The 17,717-nt window shown below is 73.3% G+C and carries 16 protein-coding genes; 8 read left to right on the top strand and 8 right to left on the bottom strand.

Annotated features, from left to right (window positions below; genetic code table 11):
* Nucleotides 1-75 precede the first annotated feature (75 nt).
* The 6 genes from dacB (at nucleotide 76) to folE (ending at nucleotide 7,731) form a co-directional block, all read left to right on the top strand.
* On the top strand, nucleotides 76-1,620 hold the full coding sequence (dacB, locus tag ACSURM_RS16580; protein ID WP_436955891.1) for a D-alanyl-D-alanine carboxypeptidase/D-alanyl-D-alanine endopeptidase: 1,545 nt from the start codon (nucleotides 76-78) through the stop codon (nucleotides 1,618-1,620).
* A 93-nt stretch (nucleotides 1,621-1,713) separates the two neighbouring features.
* Nucleotides 1,714-2,847, top strand: a complete 1,134-nt coding sequence (locus ACSURM_RS16575; protein ID WP_436955890.1) for a zinc-dependent metalloprotease — start codon at nucleotides 1,714-1,716, stop codon at nucleotides 2,845-2,847.
* A gap of 192 nt (nucleotides 2,848-3,039) precedes the next feature.
* Entirely contained in the window at nucleotides 3,040-4,068 is a 1,029-nt protein-coding gene (gene tilS / locus ACSURM_RS16570) for a tRNA lysidine(34) synthetase TilS (protein ID WP_359047386.1), read from the top strand.
* 126 nt (nucleotides 4,069-4,194) lie between these two features.
* Nucleotides 4,195-4,755, top strand: coding sequence for a hypoxanthine phosphoribosyltransferase (gene hpt, locus ACSURM_RS16565; RefSeq protein WP_030606186.1), 561 nt, complete (start codon nucleotides 4,195-4,197; stop codon nucleotides 4,753-4,755).
* A gap of 196 nt (nucleotides 4,756-4,951) precedes the next feature.
* Entirely contained in the window at nucleotides 4,952-6,991 is a 2,040-nt protein-coding gene (ftsH, locus tag ACSURM_RS16560; RefSeq protein WP_436955888.1) for an ATP-dependent zinc metalloprotease FtsH, read from the top strand.
* 134 nt (nucleotides 6,992-7,125) lie between these two features.
* Nucleotides 7,126-7,731 carry a GTP cyclohydrolase I FolE gene (gene folE / locus ACSURM_RS16555; protein ID WP_436955886.1) on the top strand — a complete coding sequence of 202 codons (606 nt, stop codon included), beginning with the start codon at nucleotides 7,126-7,128 and terminating at the stop codon, nucleotides 7,729-7,731.
* A 25-nt stretch (nucleotides 7,732-7,756) separates the two neighbouring features.
* On the opposite strand, the gene ACSURM_RS16550 is transcribed toward folE, so the two are convergent.
* From ACSURM_RS16550 to ACSURM_RS16525, 6 genes are all read right to left on the bottom strand, one after another.
* The gene (locus ACSURM_RS16550) at nucleotides 7,757-8,245 is read right to left on the bottom strand and encodes a DUF3180 domain-containing protein (RefSeq protein WP_189755623.1); all 489 of its coding nucleotides are present in this window, start codon (nucleotides 8,243-8,245) and stop codon (nucleotides 7,757-7,759) included.
* Nucleotides 8,246-8,323: 78 nt separating this feature from the next.
* Entirely contained in the window at nucleotides 8,324-8,935 is a 612-nt protein-coding gene (gene folK / locus ACSURM_RS16545; RefSeq protein WP_359047381.1) for a 2-amino-4-hydroxy-6-hydroxymethyldihydropteridine diphosphokinase, read from the bottom strand.
* A complete protein-coding gene (gene folB, locus ACSURM_RS16540) occupies nucleotides 8,932-9,291 on the bottom strand; it encodes a dihydroneopterin aldolase (RefSeq protein WP_189997850.1) in 360 nt (119 codons plus the stop codon). Before folB ends, folK begins: the two co-directional genes overlap by 4 nt.
* Nucleotides 9,292-9,555: 264 nt before the next feature.
* Nucleotides 9,556-10,086, bottom strand: a complete 531-nt coding sequence (locus tag ACSURM_RS16535; RefSeq protein WP_436955883.1) for a nuclear transport factor 2 family protein — start codon at nucleotides 10,084-10,086, stop codon at nucleotides 9,556-9,558.
* The gene (gene folP, locus ACSURM_RS16530; protein ID WP_359047376.1) at nucleotides 10,083-10,997 is read right to left on the bottom strand and encodes a dihydropteroate synthase; all 915 of its coding nucleotides are present in this window, start codon (nucleotides 10,995-10,997) and stop codon (nucleotides 10,083-10,085) included. The genes ACSURM_RS16535 and folP overlap by 4 nt, the downstream gene beginning before the upstream one ends.
* 95 nt (nucleotides 10,998-11,092) lie before the next feature.
* Complete coding sequence (locus ACSURM_RS16525; protein ID WP_436955881.1) at nucleotides 11,093-12,928, bottom strand: phosphatidylglycerol lysyltransferase domain-containing protein; 1,836 nt, start codon at nucleotides 12,926-12,928, stop codon at nucleotides 11,093-11,095.
* Nucleotides 12,929-13,130: 202 nt separating this feature from the next.
* On the opposite strand from ACSURM_RS16525, the gene ACSURM_RS16520 reads away from it, so the two are divergent.
* Nucleotides 13,131-14,258, top strand: a complete 1,128-nt coding sequence (locus tag ACSURM_RS16520) for an alpha/beta hydrolase (RefSeq protein WP_436955880.1) — start codon at nucleotides 13,131-13,133, stop codon at nucleotides 14,256-14,258.
* Nucleotides 14,259-14,355: 97 nt separating this feature from the next.
* Nucleotides 14,356-15,672 (top strand): hypothetical protein, encoded by a 1,317-nt coding sequence (locus ACSURM_RS16515; protein ID WP_436955879.1) that lies wholly within the window; start codon nucleotides 14,356-14,358, stop codon nucleotides 15,670-15,672.
* A gap of 76 nt (nucleotides 15,673-15,748) precedes the next feature.
* Here the strand turns inward: ACSURM_RS16515 and ACSURM_RS16510 are convergent, their stop codons facing one another.
* Both ACSURM_RS16510 and ACSURM_RS16505 read right to left on the bottom strand, forming a co-directional pair.
* Nucleotides 15,749-17,056: a PH domain-containing protein gene (locus ACSURM_RS16510; protein WP_436961114.1), complete on the bottom strand. Its 1,308-nt coding sequence runs from the start codon at nucleotides 17,054-17,056 to the stop codon at nucleotides 15,749-15,751.
* 134 nt (nucleotides 17,057-17,190) lie between these two features.
* Nucleotides 17,191-17,694 carry a PH domain-containing protein gene (locus tag ACSURM_RS16505; protein ID WP_436955877.1) on the bottom strand — a complete coding sequence of 168 codons (504 nt, stop codon included), beginning with the start codon at nucleotides 17,692-17,694 and terminating at the stop codon, nucleotides 17,191-17,193.
* Between the last annotated feature and the right edge of the window lie 23 nt (nucleotides 17,695-17,717).

The raw sequence follows: 17,717 nt of genomic DNA, 5'->3' as shown, positions 1-17,717 counted from the left end.
CACGCAGGTGTGTGATCGCGAAAGGGGCTGGTGGTCGTGCCAGAGCTGGGGCCTTGGCGAGCCGCGGGACCGCGGGTGGCGCGGCTCGCGAACGCCGTCCGACCGAGTCTCACGCGCGCCGTGACGGCCGTGCGGCCGCGGCTCGCGCGGCTGTCGCGGGCCGTGCGGACCGGCCCTGTGCACCTCCCCCGTCTCCCCCGTCCGCGCACCGTCCGGACCTGGCAGTACACCGCGGGCGCCGCCACCGCCGGCCTGGCGCTGGCCGCCGGAGCGGTGACCGCGGCCGGACCCTGGGACGCCTCGGGTCAGCGTACGGCCGAGCGGGACCGCGCCGCCGCTCCGGAGCGTGCGGGTGGCGCAGATCACGGCCGCCCCGGTGCGGCGCCCCGCCCGGCACCGAGCGCCGGACCCGTCCTGACGGGCCTCGGCGACGTCACGGGCCCCGTGGGCACCAAGCGGACCGCACCGGACGCGCAGGCCGTCTCCGACGCCCTGAAGCCCTTCCTGGACGCCCCCGCGCTCGGCGACAGCCACACGGCGGCCGTCGTGGACGCCACGACCGGCGAACGCCTGTACGACACCGACGCCGGCAAGGCCCTCGTCCCCGCCTCCACCACCAAGCTCGCCACCGCCGTCGCCGCCCTGTCCGCCCTCGGCCCGGACCACCGCCTCACCACCCGCACCGCCATGGAACCCGACACCCGGGAACTCGTCCTGGTCGGCGGCGGCGACCCCACCCTCACCGCGCGCGCCCGGAGCGGCGGCTGGGCGAGCCTGCGGACGCTGGCCGCGGACACCGCGAAGGCCCTGCGCGAGCGCGGCATCCGCGAGATCACCCTGTCCTACGACACCACCCTGTTCACCGGCCCCGCCCTGCACCCCATCGGCGTCAACGACAACCTCGCCCCGGTCGGCGCCCTGACCGCCGACGAGGGCCGCACCGACGACTCCACCAGCGGCCCGGCGATCCGCGTGGGCGACCCGGCGGCGGACGCGGCGGCCCGGTTCGCGGGCTTCCTGAAGGAGGCCGGCATCACGACCACGCCGCCCGGCCCGTCCAAGGCCGGCACGCGCGCGCAGACCCTCGCCCGGGTCTCCTCGCCCCCGCTGTCCGCCCTGGTCGAGCGGATGCTGACCAACAGCGACAACGACATCGCGGAGGCCCTGGCCCGGCACACCGCGCTGGCCGGCGGGCGTCCGGCGAGCTTCGCCGGCGGCGCCGAGGCCATCGCCACGCAGCTGCGGGGGCTGGGCCTGCCGATGGCGGGCGCCGTCTTCCGCGACGGCAGCGGCCTGGACCGCGCCGACCGGCTCACCGCCGACCTCCTGACCGGCCTCCTGGTCCGGGCGGCCGACCCGGACCGCCCCGGCCTGCGCCCGGTCCTCACCGGCCTGCCGGTGGCCGGCTTCACCGGCACCCTGAGCAATCGTTTCACCGACGGCGCGTCCGGTGTCGTACGGGCCAAGACCGGCACCCTGACCGGCGTGAACGCCCTCGCCGGCACGGTCGTGGACGACACCGGCCACCTCCTCGCCTTCGCCTTCCTGGCCTCCGGCACCACCGACCCCGCGCAGGCCCAGTCGACCCTGGACGAGGCGGCGACGGCACTGGCGAGGTGAGCACCGCCACCGGGTGCCACGGCAACTCCCTCGGCCCCCCGCCGGGCCGCCACGGCCTGCCCCAAGCGGCGGCGAGCACGTACGGTTGACAACATGACTGGCTTCGGTGGCACCGCATCTCCCGGGATGGTCGACTGGAACCTCGCGGTGGCGACCGCGACACGGCTCGTACGGCCCGGCCCCGACGTCAGCCGCGACGAGGCCCGGGCCGTCGTCGCGGAGCTGCGCCGGCACGCGAAGGCCTCGGAGGAACACGTCCGGGGCTTCACGCGCATGGGCACGGAGGACACCCACGACACCCCCGTCCTCGTGGTCGACCGCCCCGGCTGGGTCCGCGCCAACGTCGCGGGCTTCCGGGAGATCCTCAAACCGCTGCTGGAGAAGATGCAGGAACGGCGCGGCGGCGGTCCGGGCGGCGCCGTCCTGGGCGCCGTCGGCGGCAAGGTCACCGGCGTGGAGCTGGGCATGCTCCTGTCGTTCCTGTCCTCCCGGGTCCTCGGCCAGTACGAGACCTTCGCCCCCGCCGGCCGCGACCTGCCGGCCGGCTCGAACGGCGGCGGCCGGCTGCTGCTGGTGGCGCCCAACATCGTCCACGTGGAGCGCGAACTCGACGTCGAGCCGCACGACTTCCGCCTGTGGGTGTGCCTGCACGAGGAGACCCACCGCACCCAGTTCACCGCCGTGCCCTGGCTGCGCGACCACCTGGAGGGCGAGATCCAGTCGTTCCTCGCGGAGACCGACGTCGACCCGATGACCTTCCTGGAGCGCATCCGGGACGCCGCCCAGTCCCTGGCCGGCGGCCGTCCCGAGGGCGAGGAGGAGGACGGCGGGCGCTCCTTCGTGGAACTGGTGCAGACCCCGGCCCAGCGGGAGATCCTCGGGCGGCTCACCGCCGTGATGTCGCTGCTGGAGGGCCACGCCGACTACGTGATGGACGGCGTCGGCCCCAGCGTCGTGCCGAGCGTCGCCGAGATCCGCGAGAAGTTCCAGCAGCGCCGCGCCAAGGGCGCCTCCCGCCTGGACGCCGCCCTGCGCAAGCTGCTGGGCCTGGATGCCAAACTGAGGCAGTACCGCGACGGCGAGCGGTTCGTGCGAGCCGTGGTGGAAGAGGTGGGCACCGACGGCTTCAACCGCGTGTGGACCTCGCCCAACACCCTGCCCACCAAGGCGGAGATCGCCAAACCGGCGGACTGGGTCGCGCGGGTGCACGGCAGGGCCGAGGGGTGAACGGCAGGGCGGAGTCGTGAAGGGAGTCCGGCCGACGGCAGGCGAACGCCCCTCCAATCACCCGTCCGAGGGACCGTATGCCATGCGTAGGCGTGCGATGCTCGGGGAACACCCCGGTTCTGTCACCATCTACACACTCTGAGTGACCGACCCGGGCTCACCCCCCGGAAAACTTCATGAAGGGAACCGGACATGGGTCCCCATCCTGCGGTCGCGGCGATACGCCTGGCGGTCCGCCGCGTCCTCCACGACATCCTGAACGACCAGACTTCCCGCGCCCCCGCGGGCCGGACGGCCGAGCGGCTCCCCTCCCCGCTCGTCCTCGTCGCGTGCTCCGGCGGCGCCGACTCCATGGCCCTCGCCTCCGCCCTCGCCTTCGAGGCCCCCAAGCTCGGCGTCCGGGCCGGCGGGGTCACCGTCGACCACGGCCTCCAGCCCGGCTCCGACCTCCGCGCCGAGGAGGTCGTCGTGCGACTGCGCGAGCTGCGCCTCGACCCGGTCGAGTCCGTCGCGGTGACCGTCGGCCGCGAGGGAGGCCCCGAGGCCGCCGCCCGGGACGCCCGCTACGCCGCCCTGGACGCCGTCGCCGAACGCCACGGCGCCACCGCGATCCTGCTCGGCCACACCCGCGACGACCAGGCCGAGACCGTCCTGCTGGGGCTCGCCCGCGGCTCCGGCATCCGCTCCCTGTCCGGCATGGCCGCGGTCTCGGGGGCCGGCGGCCGTTACCGGCGGCCCTTCCTGCACCTGGACCGGCAGACCGCCCGCAAGGCCTGCATGGTCCAGTCCCTGCCGGTCTGGGACGACCCGCACAACGCCGACCCGGCCTACACCCGCTCCCGGCTCCGGCACGAGGGGCTGCCCGCCCTGGAGAAGGCCCTCGGCAAGGGCGTGGTGGAGGCGCTGGCCCGCACCGCCCAGCTCTCCCGCGACGACGCCGACGCCCTGGACACCTGGGCCCGGCAGGCCGAGGCGTCCGTACGGGACGCGGCCGGCCTGCTGGAGTGCGCCAAGCTGTACGCCCTGCCGCCCGCCGTACGCCGCCGGATCCTGCGCCGCGCGGCCATCGAGGCGGGAGCCCCGGCCGGCGCGCTGTTCGCCCGCCACATCGAGGAAGTCGACCGCCTGATCACCGGCTGGCGCGGCCAGGGAGCCATCAACCTCCCGGGCCGGGTCGTCGCCCAGCGGCAGGGTGGCAGACTGGTGATTCGGCAAGGCTGACGACCGGCCCCCGCGGAGTGCCCACATCCGGTGCCCTCCGGCGGGCCGGGCGGCCCCCGGTGGCCGCACACGCGGCCGCAGCCGGTGGCCGCACACGCGGCCGTAAGTGCGGGACGACCGAAAGTGATGCGGGTGGACGCGAAAGACATGGGTGCCGACCTCCAGCGGGTGCTCATCACCAAGGAAGAGATCGACGCGAAGCTGGCCGAGCTGGCCGCGAAGATCGACGCGGAGTACGCGGGCAAGGACCTGCTCATCGTCGGCGTCCTCAAGGGCGCGGTGATGGTCATGGCGGACCTCGCCCGGGCGCTGTCCACCCCCGTCACCATGGACTGGATGGCCGTGTCCTCCTACGGCGCGGGCACCCAGTCCTCCGGTGTGGTCCGCATCCTCAAGGACCTCGACACCGACATCAAGGGGCGGCACGTCCTGATCGTCGAGGACATCATCGACTCCGGCCTGACCCTGTCCTGGCTGATCAACAACCTCGGCTCCCGCGAGCCCGCCTCCCTGAAGGTGTGCACGCTGCTGCGCAAGCCGGACGCCGCCAAGGTCGCCATCGACGTCGAGTGGGTCGGCTTCGACATCCCGAACGAGTTCGTCGTCGGCTACGGCCTCGACTACGCCGAGAAGTACCGCAACCTGCCGTTCGTGGGTACGCTCGCGCCTCACGTCTACGGCGGCTGAGCCACTCGGCCCAAGCCCTGTAGGACGATCGGGAACCCCAGCGGGTTCCGCGCCGTTGAAGCAAGCGGAGACGGGTTTTCCCAGCCGTCGAATCGGCTCCGTGCGGCTTCGGGCAACAATGCTGGGGTACCGTCAGAAGAACTGTCTTATCAAACTCACTATGGCAGGAGGGACGGGGCGGCACCGCTCCGTATGGATGGACGTGAAGCGATACTTCCGTGGGCCGGTCATGTGGATCGTGCTGGCCGTCCTTGCCGTGGTCGTGTTGATGCAGGTCGTCGGCTCGTCCGGCGGCTACAAGACGGTGGACACCGGCCAGGTCGTGGCGGCGATCAACGCGAACAAGGTCGAGTCGGCCAAGCTCACCACCGGTGACGAGCAGAGCATCAAGGTCACGCTGAAGGACGGCTACAAGGTCGAGGGCAGCTCGAAGATCCAGGCGAGCTACATCGGCGACCAGGGTGTGCAGCTCGCCGGCACGCTGCAGACCAAGTACCAGGAAAAGCAGATCACGGACGGCTACACGGTCTCGCCGTCCAAGCAGAACCCGTTCGTCGGCGTCCTGCTCTCCCTGCTCCCCTTCGTCCTGATCGTCGTCGTGTTCCTGTTCCTGATGAATCAGATGCAGGGCGGCGGCTCCCGGGTCATGAACTTCGGCAAGTCCAAGGCCAAGCTCATCACCAAGGACACCCCGAAGACGACCTTCTCCGACGTCGCCGGCTGTGAAGAGGCCGTCGAGGAGCTCCAGGAGATCAAGGAATTCCTCCAGGAGCCGGCCAAGTTCCAGGCCGTCGGCGCCAAGATCCCCAAGGGTGTGCTGCTCTACGGCCGCCCGGGTACCGGCAAGACCCTGCTCGCGCGTGCCGTCGCGGGCGAGGCGGGCGTCCCGTTCTACTCGATCTCCGGTTCCGACTTCGTCGAGATGTTCGTCGGTGTCGGTGCCTCCCGGGTGCGTGACCTGTTCGAGCAGGCCAAGGCGAACGCCCCGGCGATCGTCTTCGTGGACGAGATCGACGCGGTCGGCCGTCACCGCGGCGCCGGCCTCGGCGGCGGTCATGACGAGCGCGAGCAGACCCTGAACCAGCTGCTGGTCGAGATGGACGGCTTCGACGTCAAGGGCGGCGTCATCCTGATCGCCGCCACCAACCGGCCGGACATCCTCGACCCGGCGCTGCTGCGCCCGGGCCGCTTCGACCGGCAGATCGCGGTCGACCCGCCGGACCTCCAGGGCCGTCTGGAGATCCTCAAGGTTCACCAGAAGGGCAAGCCGGTCGCGCCCGACGTCGACCTGTCCGCCGTGGCCCGCCGCACCCCGGGCATGACCGGTGCCGACCTCGCCAACGTGCTGAACGAGGCAGCGCTGCTCACCGCCCGCGGCGACCAGAAGCTGATCGACAACAAGGCGCTGGACGAGGCGATCGACCGCGTGGTCGCGGGCCCGCAGAAGCGGACCCGGATCATGTCGGACAAGGAGAAGAAGATCACCGCGTACCACGAGGGCGGTCACGCCCTGGTCGCGGCGGCCTCGCCGAACTCCGACCCGGTCCACAAGATCACGATCCTGTCCCGCGGCCGTGCCCTCGGTTACACGATGGTCCTGCCCGACGAGGACAAGTACTCGACCACCCGCAACGAGATGCTCGACCAGCTCGCCTACATGCTGGGCGGCCGGGCGGCCGAGGAACTGGTCTTCCACGACCCGACCACCGGTGCCGCGAACGACATCGAGAAGGCCACCAACCTGGCCCGCGCGATGGTCACCCAGTACGGCATGACCGAGCGTCTCGGCGCCATCAAGTTCGGCGGCGACAACAGCGAGCCCTTCCTCGGCCGTGAGATGGCCCACCAGCGGGACTACTCGGAAGAGGTCGCCGCGCTGGTCGACGAAGAGGTCAAGAAGCTCATCGAGACCGCGCACAACGAGGCCTGGGAAATCCTGGTCGAGAACCGCGACGTCCTCGACAACCTCGTTCTCCAGCTGCTGGAGAAGGAGACCCTGGGCAAGGAGGAGATCGCCGAGATCTTCGCCCCGATCGTCAAGCGCCCGCCGCGGCCGGCCTGGACCGGTTCCTCCCGCCGCACCCCGTCCACCCGCCCGCCGGTGCTCTCCCCGAAGGAGCTCGCACTGACCAACGGCGCGAACGGCGCGACGGCGTCGATCAGCACCGCGAAGTCGACGGCGGCGGAGTCCGCCCCGGTGACGGACCAGTCCCCGGAGGACCGCTCCGAGAGCTGACCGCCCCGCGGACATATGGCCCGGAATGAATGCCGCGCCCCCCAGGTTCTAGCCTGGGGGGCGCGGCATTTCGCATGTCCGCAGTTTCGGAACGCGAGACAGACGCGCGTCATGGCGCGGGAACGAGGAACCAGATGACCGACCCGGTGACGCTGGACGGCGAGGGCCGCATCGGAGAATTCGACGAGAAGCGCGCCGAGAACGCCGTGCGGGAGCTGCTGCTCGCGGTCGGGGAGGACCCGGACCGCGAGGGGCTCAGGGAGACGCCGGCCCGGGTCGCGCGCGCCTACCGGGAGATCTTCGCCGGTCTGTGGCAGCGGCCGGAGGAGGTCCTGACCACGACGTTCGACCTCGGGCACGACGAGATGGTGCTCGTGAAGGACATCGAGGTGTACTCGACCTGCGAGCACCACCTGGTGCCGTTCCGGGGCGTCGCGCACGTCGGCTACATCCCGTCCGAGAGCGGCAAGATCACCGGGCTGTCCAAGCTGGCCCGCCTCGTCGACGTCTACGCCCGCCGGCCGCAGGTGCAGGAGCGTCTGACCACGCAGATCGCGGACTCCCTGATGGAGATCCTGGAGCCGCGGGGCGTCATCGTCGTCGTCGAGTGCGAGCACATGTGCATGTCGATGCGTGGCATCCGCAAGCCGGGCGCGAAGACCATAACGTCCGCCGTGCGCGGTCAGCTGCGCGATGTGGCCACGCGCAACGAGGCCATGAGCCTGATCATGGCGCGCTGACCCGGCCGCCGGGCGCGGCGGGCGGTCAGGCCGCCGGCTGCGCCCCCGGAGGGTTCTGGTCGTCGTCCTCGGGGAGTCGGCACACCCGCTCCAGGAACAGGGCGGCCGCTATCACGCCGAAGCCGGCCAGGGCCGAGAATCCGGCGTAGATCGCCTGGTCGCGGCGGGCCGGGAAGTCCAGCAGCTCCAGCAGGAAGACGCCCGTGCCGCCGTACATGCCGGCGACGAGGGCCGCGACCAGGGCGCTGGCCTGGCCGAAGACCACCGCCCGGGCGGCCATCAGCGGATCGACACCCTTGGCGCCGGGCCGGCGCTCGCGCTGGGCCTTCAGCCGGGCGCGCAGCGAGAGCGCCGTGGAGAGCAGCACCACCGCGATCAGCGCGAGGACCACGGGGGCGGCCAGGGGGACGCTGGGCAGGGTCCCGGTCGAGTTCCAGAGGCGGGCGCCCGCCCAGGACAGGACGCCGGCCACGACGAACACGCCCGCCAGCACCCTGATGCGCAGCTCTCTCACGGTGTCCCTTCAGTTGTTCCCCCGGACCGCCTCGGACGGTGGTCGTTCTCCGGTCTTGATCCGTCTCGACCTTAACGACTACTCGGGCAGCCGGAGTTCCAGGTCCTCCCGGTGCGCCACACCCTCACGGGTGATCGTGGTCAGCAGTTCGGCGACCGTGCCGCGGCCGGGGAGCTGGGCCTCCGGGTCCACGTCGTGCCAGGGCGCCAGCACGAAGGCGCGCTCGTGGGCGCGCGGATGGGGCAGGGTGAGCTGCGGGTCGTCCGAGGTGACGTCGGCGTAGGCGACTATGTCGACGTCCAGCGTGCGCGGGCCCCAGCGCTCGTCCCGGACGCGGTGGAATGCCTCTTCGACGGCGTGCGCCCGCTCCAGCAGGGAGGCGGGGGGCAGGGTCGTCTTCAGGACCACGACCGCGTTGAAGTACGACGGCTGGCTGCCGGGCTCGACGCCCCACGGCTCGGTCTCGTACACCGGCGAGACGGCCTTCACCCGGACGCCCGGGGTGTCCTCCAGGGCGTCCACGGCGCCCTGGAGGGTCTCCAGGCGGTTGCCGAGGTTGGAGCCGAGGGAGATCACGGCCCACTGCGGGTTGTGCAGGGTCGTGTCCGCGGCGTCCACCTTCTCGACGACCGAGGCGGGTACCGGCTGGACGGTCGGGTCGCTGTGACCCTGGCGGAAAGGTCGGGTCATACTCGGCTCCGGGTGATGGTGACGGTCACGTCGTCGAAGGGGACGGTGATCGGCGCGTCCGGTTTGTGGACGCACACCTCGACCTCCTGAACCCCTTCGTGCTTCAGGCAGGTCCGGGCGATCCGCTCGGCGAGGGTCTCGATGAGGTCCACCGGGTCGCCCTCGACCACGGCCACGACCTCCTCGGCCACGATGCCGTAGTGCACGGTCTTCGACAGGTCGTCGTCGGCCGCGGCCGGCCGGGTGTCCAGGCCGAGGACGAGGTCCACGATGAAGGTCTGGCCCTCCTCGCGCTCCTTGGGGAACACCCCGTGGTGCCCACGGGCCTTGAGGCCGCGCAGCGCGACACGGTCCACGCGAATCACTCCTGCAATCGTCGGGAACGACCGGCCCGTACCACGTGCGGGCGGCACGCCGGTCTCAGACGAATCTACCCGCGGGCACCGACAGCGCCCGGCCGAGGGGGCGCGGGGCCGGGCCGGAACCCGCAGGGTTCACCGCAGGTTTTCCCCGCGGAACCCGGCCCAGTCACGGACCGGTAGCCGCTGCTACCAGGTGGTAGGTGATTCCGGCCACGTGGCCGTCCGCCCGCTCGTCCGCCGCCGGGCGCGGGTGCCCCGTCAGGCGAGGGAGCCGTCGTCCGGGTCCACGCCGTCCGCACCGGTGTCGTCGTCCTCGGCGGTCTCGGCCAGGACGGGGGAGGCGTGGTGCGACCACAGCTTCCAGCCCGAGGGGGTGCGCCGGAACACGTTCGTGGCGACGACGAGCTGGCCGACCAGCGGCCCCAGCTCCGCGCCCTCCTCCGGGGCGGGCCCGCCGCTGAGGATGTTCTCGGTGCAGGTCACCAGCGCGGTGTCGCCGGTGACGGAGACGTGCACATCGGTGAGGAAGAACTGGATGTAGTCGGTGTTGGCCATGATCAGGGCGTACGACCTGAGGACCTCGCCGCGGCCGGTCAGCACCGGCCAGCCGGGGTGCACGCAGGAGATCACGCCGGTGTCCGCGGGGTCGTGGTACGTCTCGTCCACGCCCAGTTCCGCGGGCGTCAGCCAGAGCGCGGAGACCTCTTCGAAGTCGCCGCGCTCCAGTGCCTCGTAGAAGGCGGTGTTGGCGGCTTCCACCTGCTCGACGTCGGTGTGGGGGGCGCTCACCGGGCTCCTTCCGGTCCGCGCTCGCCGTCCGCGCCGGGCGTGCGTACCGTGCCGCGCGCCTCCTCCACGGCCCGCGCGACCCGTACCGCGTCCGCCGTGGCGCGCACCTCGTGGACGCGCACCGCCCACGCGCCGGCGTGCGCGGCGAGCGCGGAGACGGCGGCCGTGGCCGCGTCCCGCTCCCGGGCGGGCGGGGGCGGGCCCTGCGGTCCGGCCAGCACCCGGCCGAGGAACCGCTTGCGGGAGGCGGCGACCAGCAGCGGGTGCCCGAGTCCGCGCAGCCGGTCCAGGTGGGAGAGGAGGGCGAGGTCGTGCTCGGCCTCCTTGGAGAAGCCCAGGCCCGGGTCGACGACGACGCGGTCCGGGGCGACGCCGCCGGCCAGCACGGCCTCCACGCGCGCGTGCAGCTCCTGGACGACTTCGGCGACCACGTCCGCGTAGACGCCCTTGACGTTGCCGCCCTGGAGGAAGCCGCGCCAGTGCATGACGACGAAGGGGGCGCCCGCGGCGGCCACCACCGGGATCATCGCGGGGTCGGCCAGGCCGCCGCTGACGTCGTTGACGAGGGCGGCACCGGCCGCGAGGGACTGCTCGGCGACGGAGGCGCGCATGGTGTCGACGGAGACGACGACCCCCTCGGAGGCCAGACCGCGCACCACGGGGACCACCCGGCGCAGCTCCTCGGCCTCGTCCACGCGGGTGGCGCCGGGCCGGGTGGACTCGCCGCCCACGTCGACCAGGTCCGCGCCCTCGGCGACCAGGTCCAGGCCGTGCTTGACGGCGACGGTGGTGTCGAACCAGCGGCCGCCGTCGGAGAAGGAGTCGGGGGTGACGTTCACGACCCCCATGACCGCGCACCGGTCCCATGCCGGAAGGCCGGCCACCCGGCCGCGCCCGCTGATGCTGTTCATACGTTCAGCGTAGGCCCAGGCCGGTGCCGGGAACGCGCGGCGGCCCCCGCTCGGAGGGGGCCGGCCGGCGGGCCGCGGCGCTCGGTGCGTGGGGCTCAGGCGGCCCGGACGTCCCGCTCGCCCACGTGCCCGCACGGGCGCGGGGGCGCCGGGCGGCGCCGGCGCAGGAAGCGCGGCAGCGGCACGGCGAGGGTGACGAAGCCCTCGGCCTGCATGGCGGCGAAGCCGATGCGGGGCAGGTCGGCGGAGGCCCGGTAGACCAGGAACCGCGGCTCCCAGCGCGGCCGGAACTTGGCGTTGAACTTGTACAGCGACTCGATCTGGAACCAGCGCGAGAGGAACACCAGCAGCCCGCGCCAGGCGCGCAGCACCGGGCCGGCACCGATCTTCTCCCCGCGCGCGAGGGCGGAGCGGAACATCGCGAAGTTCAGCGAGACCCGGGTGATGCCGAATTTCCCGGCGGCCTGGAGGGCGGCGACGATCAGCAGCTCGTTCATGCCCGGGTCGGCGGAGCGGTCGCGGCGCATCAGGTCCAGCGAGACGCCGTCCTTGCCCCACGGCACGAAGTGCAGGATCGCCTTCAGGTCGCCGTACTCGCCGGGCTCGTCGTCCTGCTTGTGCGCGGTGGCGATCAGGCAGTCGCCGTCGGCCGGGTCGCCGATGCGGCCGAGCGCCATGGAGAAGCCGCGCTCGGTGTCCGTGCCGCGCCAGTCCTCCGCCGCCCGGCGGATCCGCTCCAGCTCGGCCTCGCCGAGGTCACGGATGCGCCGCACCCGGGTTTCGTAGCCGGCCCGCTCGATGCGCTTGACCATCTGGCGCACATTGCGCATCGCGCGTCCGGCGAGCGAGAAATCCGCCACGTCCACCACCGCCTCGTCGCCCAGTTCCAGGGCGTCCAGGCCGGTCTCGCGGGTCCACACCTCGCCGCCGGTCTCCGAGCAGCCCATGACGGCGGGCGTCCAGGAGTGGGCCCGGGCCTCGTCCATGAAGCGCTCGATGGCGCCCGGCCATGCCTCGACGTCCCCGATGGGGTCGCCGCTGGCGAGCATCACCCCGGAGACGACCCGGTAGGTGACCGCGGCCTTGCCGCTCGGCGAGAACACCACCGCCTTGTCGCGGCGCAGCGCGAAGTGGCCGAGCGAGTCGCGCCCGCCGTGCCTGGCCAGCAGGGCGCGCAGCTTCTCCTCGTCCTCCTCGGTGAGGCGGGCGGCCGGGTGCTCCGGGCGGAAGGCCAGGTAGATGGTGGTCACCGCGGTGATCCAGCCGAGCGCGCCGAGCGAGAAGGCGACCGTCCAGGACGTGTTGCCCTGGTAGTCGACCGGGCCCTCGAAGCCGAACAGGCCGTAGATGACGTGCGTCAGCCGGTCGGCCAGGCTCGGGTCGCCGATCGTCCGGCCCGGGTGGACGCTGACGATGACGAGCCCGAGGAGCACCGAACCGGCGCTCATGAGCACGAAGTTGGCGAGGGCGCGCCACCGGCTGCGCGGATCGGGCAGCGCGGCGAACTGGTCCCGGTGGCGCAGCAGCGGCACCAGCAGGGCGACCGCGATGAGCGCGCCGACGATCGAGTGCCGGTACGCGAACTGTGCCGCCGCGCCCACCGGCAGCAGCGCCACCGCGGCCCGCCAGGCCCGGCGCTTGCGCCGCTTGAGCCCGTGCGCGAGCAGCAGCAACAGCACGCCCGAGCTGAGCGAGAGCGCCGCCGCGAACGGTCCGAACGAGCCCGGCAGCACCTCGGCCAGGGCGTGCATACGGCTGTGCCGGAAGCGCGGGAAGACACCCGCGGCGATGTCCAGGAGGCCCACGAGCGTGGCCGCCCGGCCGACCAGAACGGGAACGGACTCGGGGCGTGGACCGCGCGGCAGGCGCCGCCCGCGGCTTGAGCGGCCCGGAACCCCGCCCGACACTTCCCCATCTATCCTGACAGACATCGCATCCCGTAGTTCTGCGAGAGACCTTGAATCCGGTGCCATCGGGGCATCCGGCGACATTGCGCCCTCTAGGACGGTGTCTGGGGGAGGGAGGTTCACTCCCCACCGGAAAGTCGGGTCAAAGGCCAAGGAAAGCCCCGGGCAAGCGCGCGCACCAGGCGTGGGTACGGCACGGGCGGAAAGCGCGGACAGGAAACAGCCCATGGGTCTCACGAGCAACAAAGTGCTGTGGCTGGCGATAGTGATCGCCGCCGTGCTGTTCATCGGCACGGTGTGGCTGTGGCCGCGCCTGGCCCGGCAGCACTGGCGGTCCGTCGGCGGCCGGGTCGGTCTGCTGCTGGCCACCCAGGTGGCGCTCTTCGCCTCCGTCGGGCTCGCCGCCAACCAGGCCTTCGGCTTCTACGCCAGCTGGGCCGACCTGTTCGGCACGGAGACCGGGCAGGGCGTGGTGGTCGACCACTCGGCGCACGGCGGCAGCGGCGGCCCGCTCCAGGTGGTCTCCACCTCCGAGGTGCCCGGTGCGCACTCCGCGCGGCCGGAGCGGGGCGGGCAGATCCAGAAGGTGGACATCGTCGGCCGTACGACGCACATCGCGACCCCGGCGTACGTGTACCTGCCGCCGGAGTACTTCCAGCCGCAGTACCGCACCCGCTCGTTCCCGACGACCGTCGTGCTGACCGGCTACCCGGGCACCGCGCGGTCGCTGGTGGACAAGCTGAACTACCCGAGCACCGCGCAGCGGATGGCCAGGGACGGGCGCGTGCAGCCGATGATCCTGGTGATGCTGCGGCCGACCGTGGCGCCGCCGCGGGACACCGAGTGCGTGGACATCCCGGGCGGGCCGCAGACGGAGACGTTCTTCGCCAAGGACCTGCCCGACGCCGTCCTCGGTCACTACCGGGCCGGCAAGCGGCCGGGCGGCTGGGGCATCGTCGGCGACTCCACCGGCGGCTACTGCGCCCTCAAGCTCGCCATGCACCACCCGCGCGTGTACGCGGCCGGCGCCGGCCTGTCGGCGTACTACAAGGCGCCGATCGACCCCACCACCGGCGACCTCTTCCACGGCGACGCCAAGCTGCGCGACCGTGCCGACCTGTTCTGGCTGCTGCGGCACGAGCCCGCGCCGGACACCTCGCTGCTCGTCACCAGCAGCAAGGTCGGCGAGCACAACTACAAGGACACGCTGGACTTCATCCAGCGGGTGCGGGACACCGACCGGACCCGGATCTCGTCGATCATCCTCGACAGCGGCGGGCACAACTTCAACACCTGGCGGCGCGAGATCCCGCCGACGCTCCAGTGGCTCAGCGGGCGGCTGGCCGGCCACTGAGCCGGCGTACGTCCTGACGCCTCGTGAGGCGCCTGGTGTGGCCGTGTTTTTACGGGCCGGGGCCCACGATCTCCCTACGCGCGGTAAGTTTCTGGCCATGCCACGTGGACGCCACCGCCATTCCTCTCCTCTGCACCGGCTGTTGCCTCCCTCGGCGATCGCCGGCGTCTCCGTCGTCTGCGCGTCGGCCCCCTGGGTGTTCTCCGAGGCCGCGCTGTTGCGCGCGCTGGCCGCCGCGGCAGCGGCGACGGCGGTCGTCGGCGCGTTCGTGATGCGCCGCTGGGACGTGCAGGCGGGCCGGCGGGTCGCCGAGCTGACGCGCGCGCGTGCCGGTGACGAATGGCGCTTCGAGGAACGCGTCGCCGAACTGGAGACCGACCTGGAGGAGTCCCGCGAACTGCGCGCGAAGCTGGAACAGCGGCTGCGCGCCAAGCGCGCCGAGCTGGCCGGCCTGCGCAACGAGCACGCGGCCCTGCTGCGCCGGTACGCCACCGCCGAGACCGAGCGGGCCAGCGCCCTGGAGGGCCGCCGGCTGCTGGAACTCGAAACGGCGGCGCCGGAGCCCGCTCCCGCGCGCCCGTCGGCTCCCGCGCTGCCGCCCGCGCGCGCCGGCGAACCCTCCCGGCCCGCCGGGGCCGCCCCGATGACACCCGCGGTGTTCTCCCCCGAGGGCGCCCGGCTGTACCGGCGAGCCCTCACGGCACTGGCCCGCCTCGAACGGCGGCCCCCGGACGAACCCGGGGACGGCCCGGAGGGCCGACGGGACACGACGACGGAGAACGCTTCCGAGGGCGAGTCAGGGGCGGCTGGGTCCGGGGCAGATGAGGCTGGGTCCGGTGCGTCCGGGGCGGCTGAGGCCGGGTCCGCCGCGTCCGGGGCGGCGGAGCCCTCGGCCGAGAAGCCCGGGGCCGTGGAACTGGGAGCCGGGGTGTCTGGTGCGAAGGCTCCGGAGGTTCCGGTGGCCGCCCCGGCGCCGGTGGCCGCTCCCGCCTCCCGGCCCGTCCCCGTTGAGCAGGAGCAGGCGCAGGGCGCCACGGACCGTCCGCACGGCGCGGTCGACGCCGTACCGCCGGCCGGTGGCGGGCCCGTGGTGCCGCCCGCCGGGAGCCTCGGGGTGCCGCCCGCCGTGGCCGTCGTACCGGCCGCGCCCGCGCGGCGGCCGGTGACCGAGGGCGGGTTCGACTTCTTCGGCACGCAGAAGGACAACCCGAAGGCGGAGCTGGACTCCATGCAGAACGAGGACCTGGCCGACGTCGTGGGCCCCGAGGCGCTCGCCGTGCACAAGGCCGAGGCGGAGGCCGGGTTCGAGCCCGCCGACGAGCGGTCCCGCGAGGTCGGTCAGATCATCGACCTGACGGCGCACGACGAGACCGAGCAGATCGACGTCCAGGGGCTGCGCAGCGCGGCCTCCTGAACCACCGGCGACAGCACGGCGACGGGCCCGGCCTCCCTTGAGGGAGCCGGGCCCGAGTCGTGTCGGCCCGCGTCGGTCAGCGTGCCGTCATCCAGCGGTCCGGTGGGGCGTCCCTGCGGCCCGTGCGGGATCTCTCCGCCTGCTCGGCGAGGAGCCGCGCGGCCTCCCCGGCGTCGCGCAGCCGGGCCGTCACGGTCTTGTCGGCGCCGGTGTCCACGTGTACGTCGGCGAGCTTCCAGCGGCGCTTCCAGGGCCCCTGGGTGAGCCGTACGCTCTGCACCTTGGCGTGCGGCACCAGCGAGAGCCGGCGGCACAGCAGGCCGCTGCGCGCGGCGAACACCGGGCCGGTGACCGCGAGCCGGTGCCCGCGCCACCACACCGGCACGCACCAGCGGGCCCGGCGCGGCGCGGGCGACAGCCCGGGCGGCACCGACGCCCCGGGCAGCACGCGCGCGAGGACCGCCTCGGCGACCTCGCGCGGGGCGACCGGCACCAGCACGGAGTTGTCGGATCCGGCCACATCGAGTTCGACCCGGACCCAGCCGCGCCACCGCCACAGCAGCGGTTCCACGATCCGTACCGTCTGCACCCGGCCCGGCGGCACCGTCTCGTGGGCGCGGTCCAGCAGCCCGCGGTCGATGCGCAGCCCGTCCGGCGACTCGCTCACCGTCCAGTCGAACTCGGTGACGAACCGGCCCACGCTGCTCGCCCCGGCCGTGCCGAGCAGCGGCAGGGCGGTGACGAGGGCCGTCCACGGGTTGTCCGTGAAGAGCCACACCAGGGTGGGGACGATCAGCGCGGCGCACAGCGAGCCCCAGGTGGCACCCGTCAGTACCAGGGAGCGCGCCAGCTCGCGCGGGGGCACGCGCAGCAGGACCTGCGCCGGTGCCTCTCCGACCGTACGCGCCGTCTCGGGCGCGAAACCGGCCGCGCGCGCGAGCAGTTCCGCGCGCAGGGCGCGCGCCTCGCGCTCGCTCAGAAAGGCCAGTTCGTCCTTGTCGTCGGTGCCTACGACGTCGATGCGCAGCTTGGCGACGCCCGCCACGCGCGCGAGGAGCGGACGGGAGACGTCCACGGCCTGGACGCGCTCCAGCCGTATGTGCGCGGTGCGCCGGAACAGCAGTCCGGTGCGTATGCGCAGCTCGGTGTCGGTGACCGCGTAGTGCGTGTACCACCAGGACAGGAAGCCGTAGAGACCGGCCGCCGGCACCAGGACCGCGATGGCCAGCAGGAGCATGGTGCCCGTGAGCCGGGCGAGCTGCTCCTGCGCGCCGTTCGGGTCGTGCACCGCCCAGCCGGCCAGCACGGCGAGCGGCGCCCACGCCCGGCGCAGGGGCGTGACCGGGTGCAACCGGCGCTCGATGACGGGCGCGCGCCCGGCCACGCCGCCGTCCGCGCGCTGGGTTGGCCCGGGCCCGCCGCCCTCCGCGCGCTCGACCCGCTCCGGTGCGCCGCCCTCCGCGCGTTCTCCCCGCCCGGGTATGCCGCCGCCCGTGCCCTCGGCCCGCTCCCGGGACGTCACAGGCCCGCCGATCGTGCCTCGCCCAGCTCGGTGAGCCGGTCGCGCAGCCGTTCCGCCTCGGCCGGGTCCAGGCCGGGGATGGTCGCGTCGGTCGCGGCGGCGGCCGTGTGCAGCTGTACGGTGGCCAGCCCGAAGCGCCGCTCCACGGGCCCGGAGGTCACCTCCACCAGCTGCATCCGCCCGTACGGCACCACCGTCTCCTCGCGCCACAGGACACCGCGGCTGATCAGCAGGTCGTCGGCGCGCTCGGCGTACCGCCAGGACCGCCAGTTGCGTTCCAGCAGCCTCCAGCACGCGGCGGCGCACACCGGCGGCAGCAGCGCGCACGCGGCCCACGCCGGGCCCGCGAAGAGCCCCGGCAGCAGCCCGGCCGCCACCGCGAGCACCCCCGCCCACACCGCCAGCAGCAGCCGCCGCACCCGCAGCAGTCCCGGCTCCGGCCGACGCCACACCGGCTGCTCCGCCGCCGCTCCCGTCCCGTCCAGGCTCCCCGTTTCCATGTGCCCAGCGTACGTAGGGGAAA

Origin of the sequence: Streptomyces sp. SudanB182_2057 (assembly GCF_964272715.1) — a bacterium.
GTDB classification, from domain to species: domain Bacteria; phylum Actinomycetota; class Actinomycetes; order Streptomycetales; family Streptomycetaceae; genus Streptomyces; species Streptomyces rubradiris.
The sequence above is the reverse complement of the archived record's forward strand: the minus strand, read 5'-3'. Positions and strand labels throughout refer to the sequence as shown.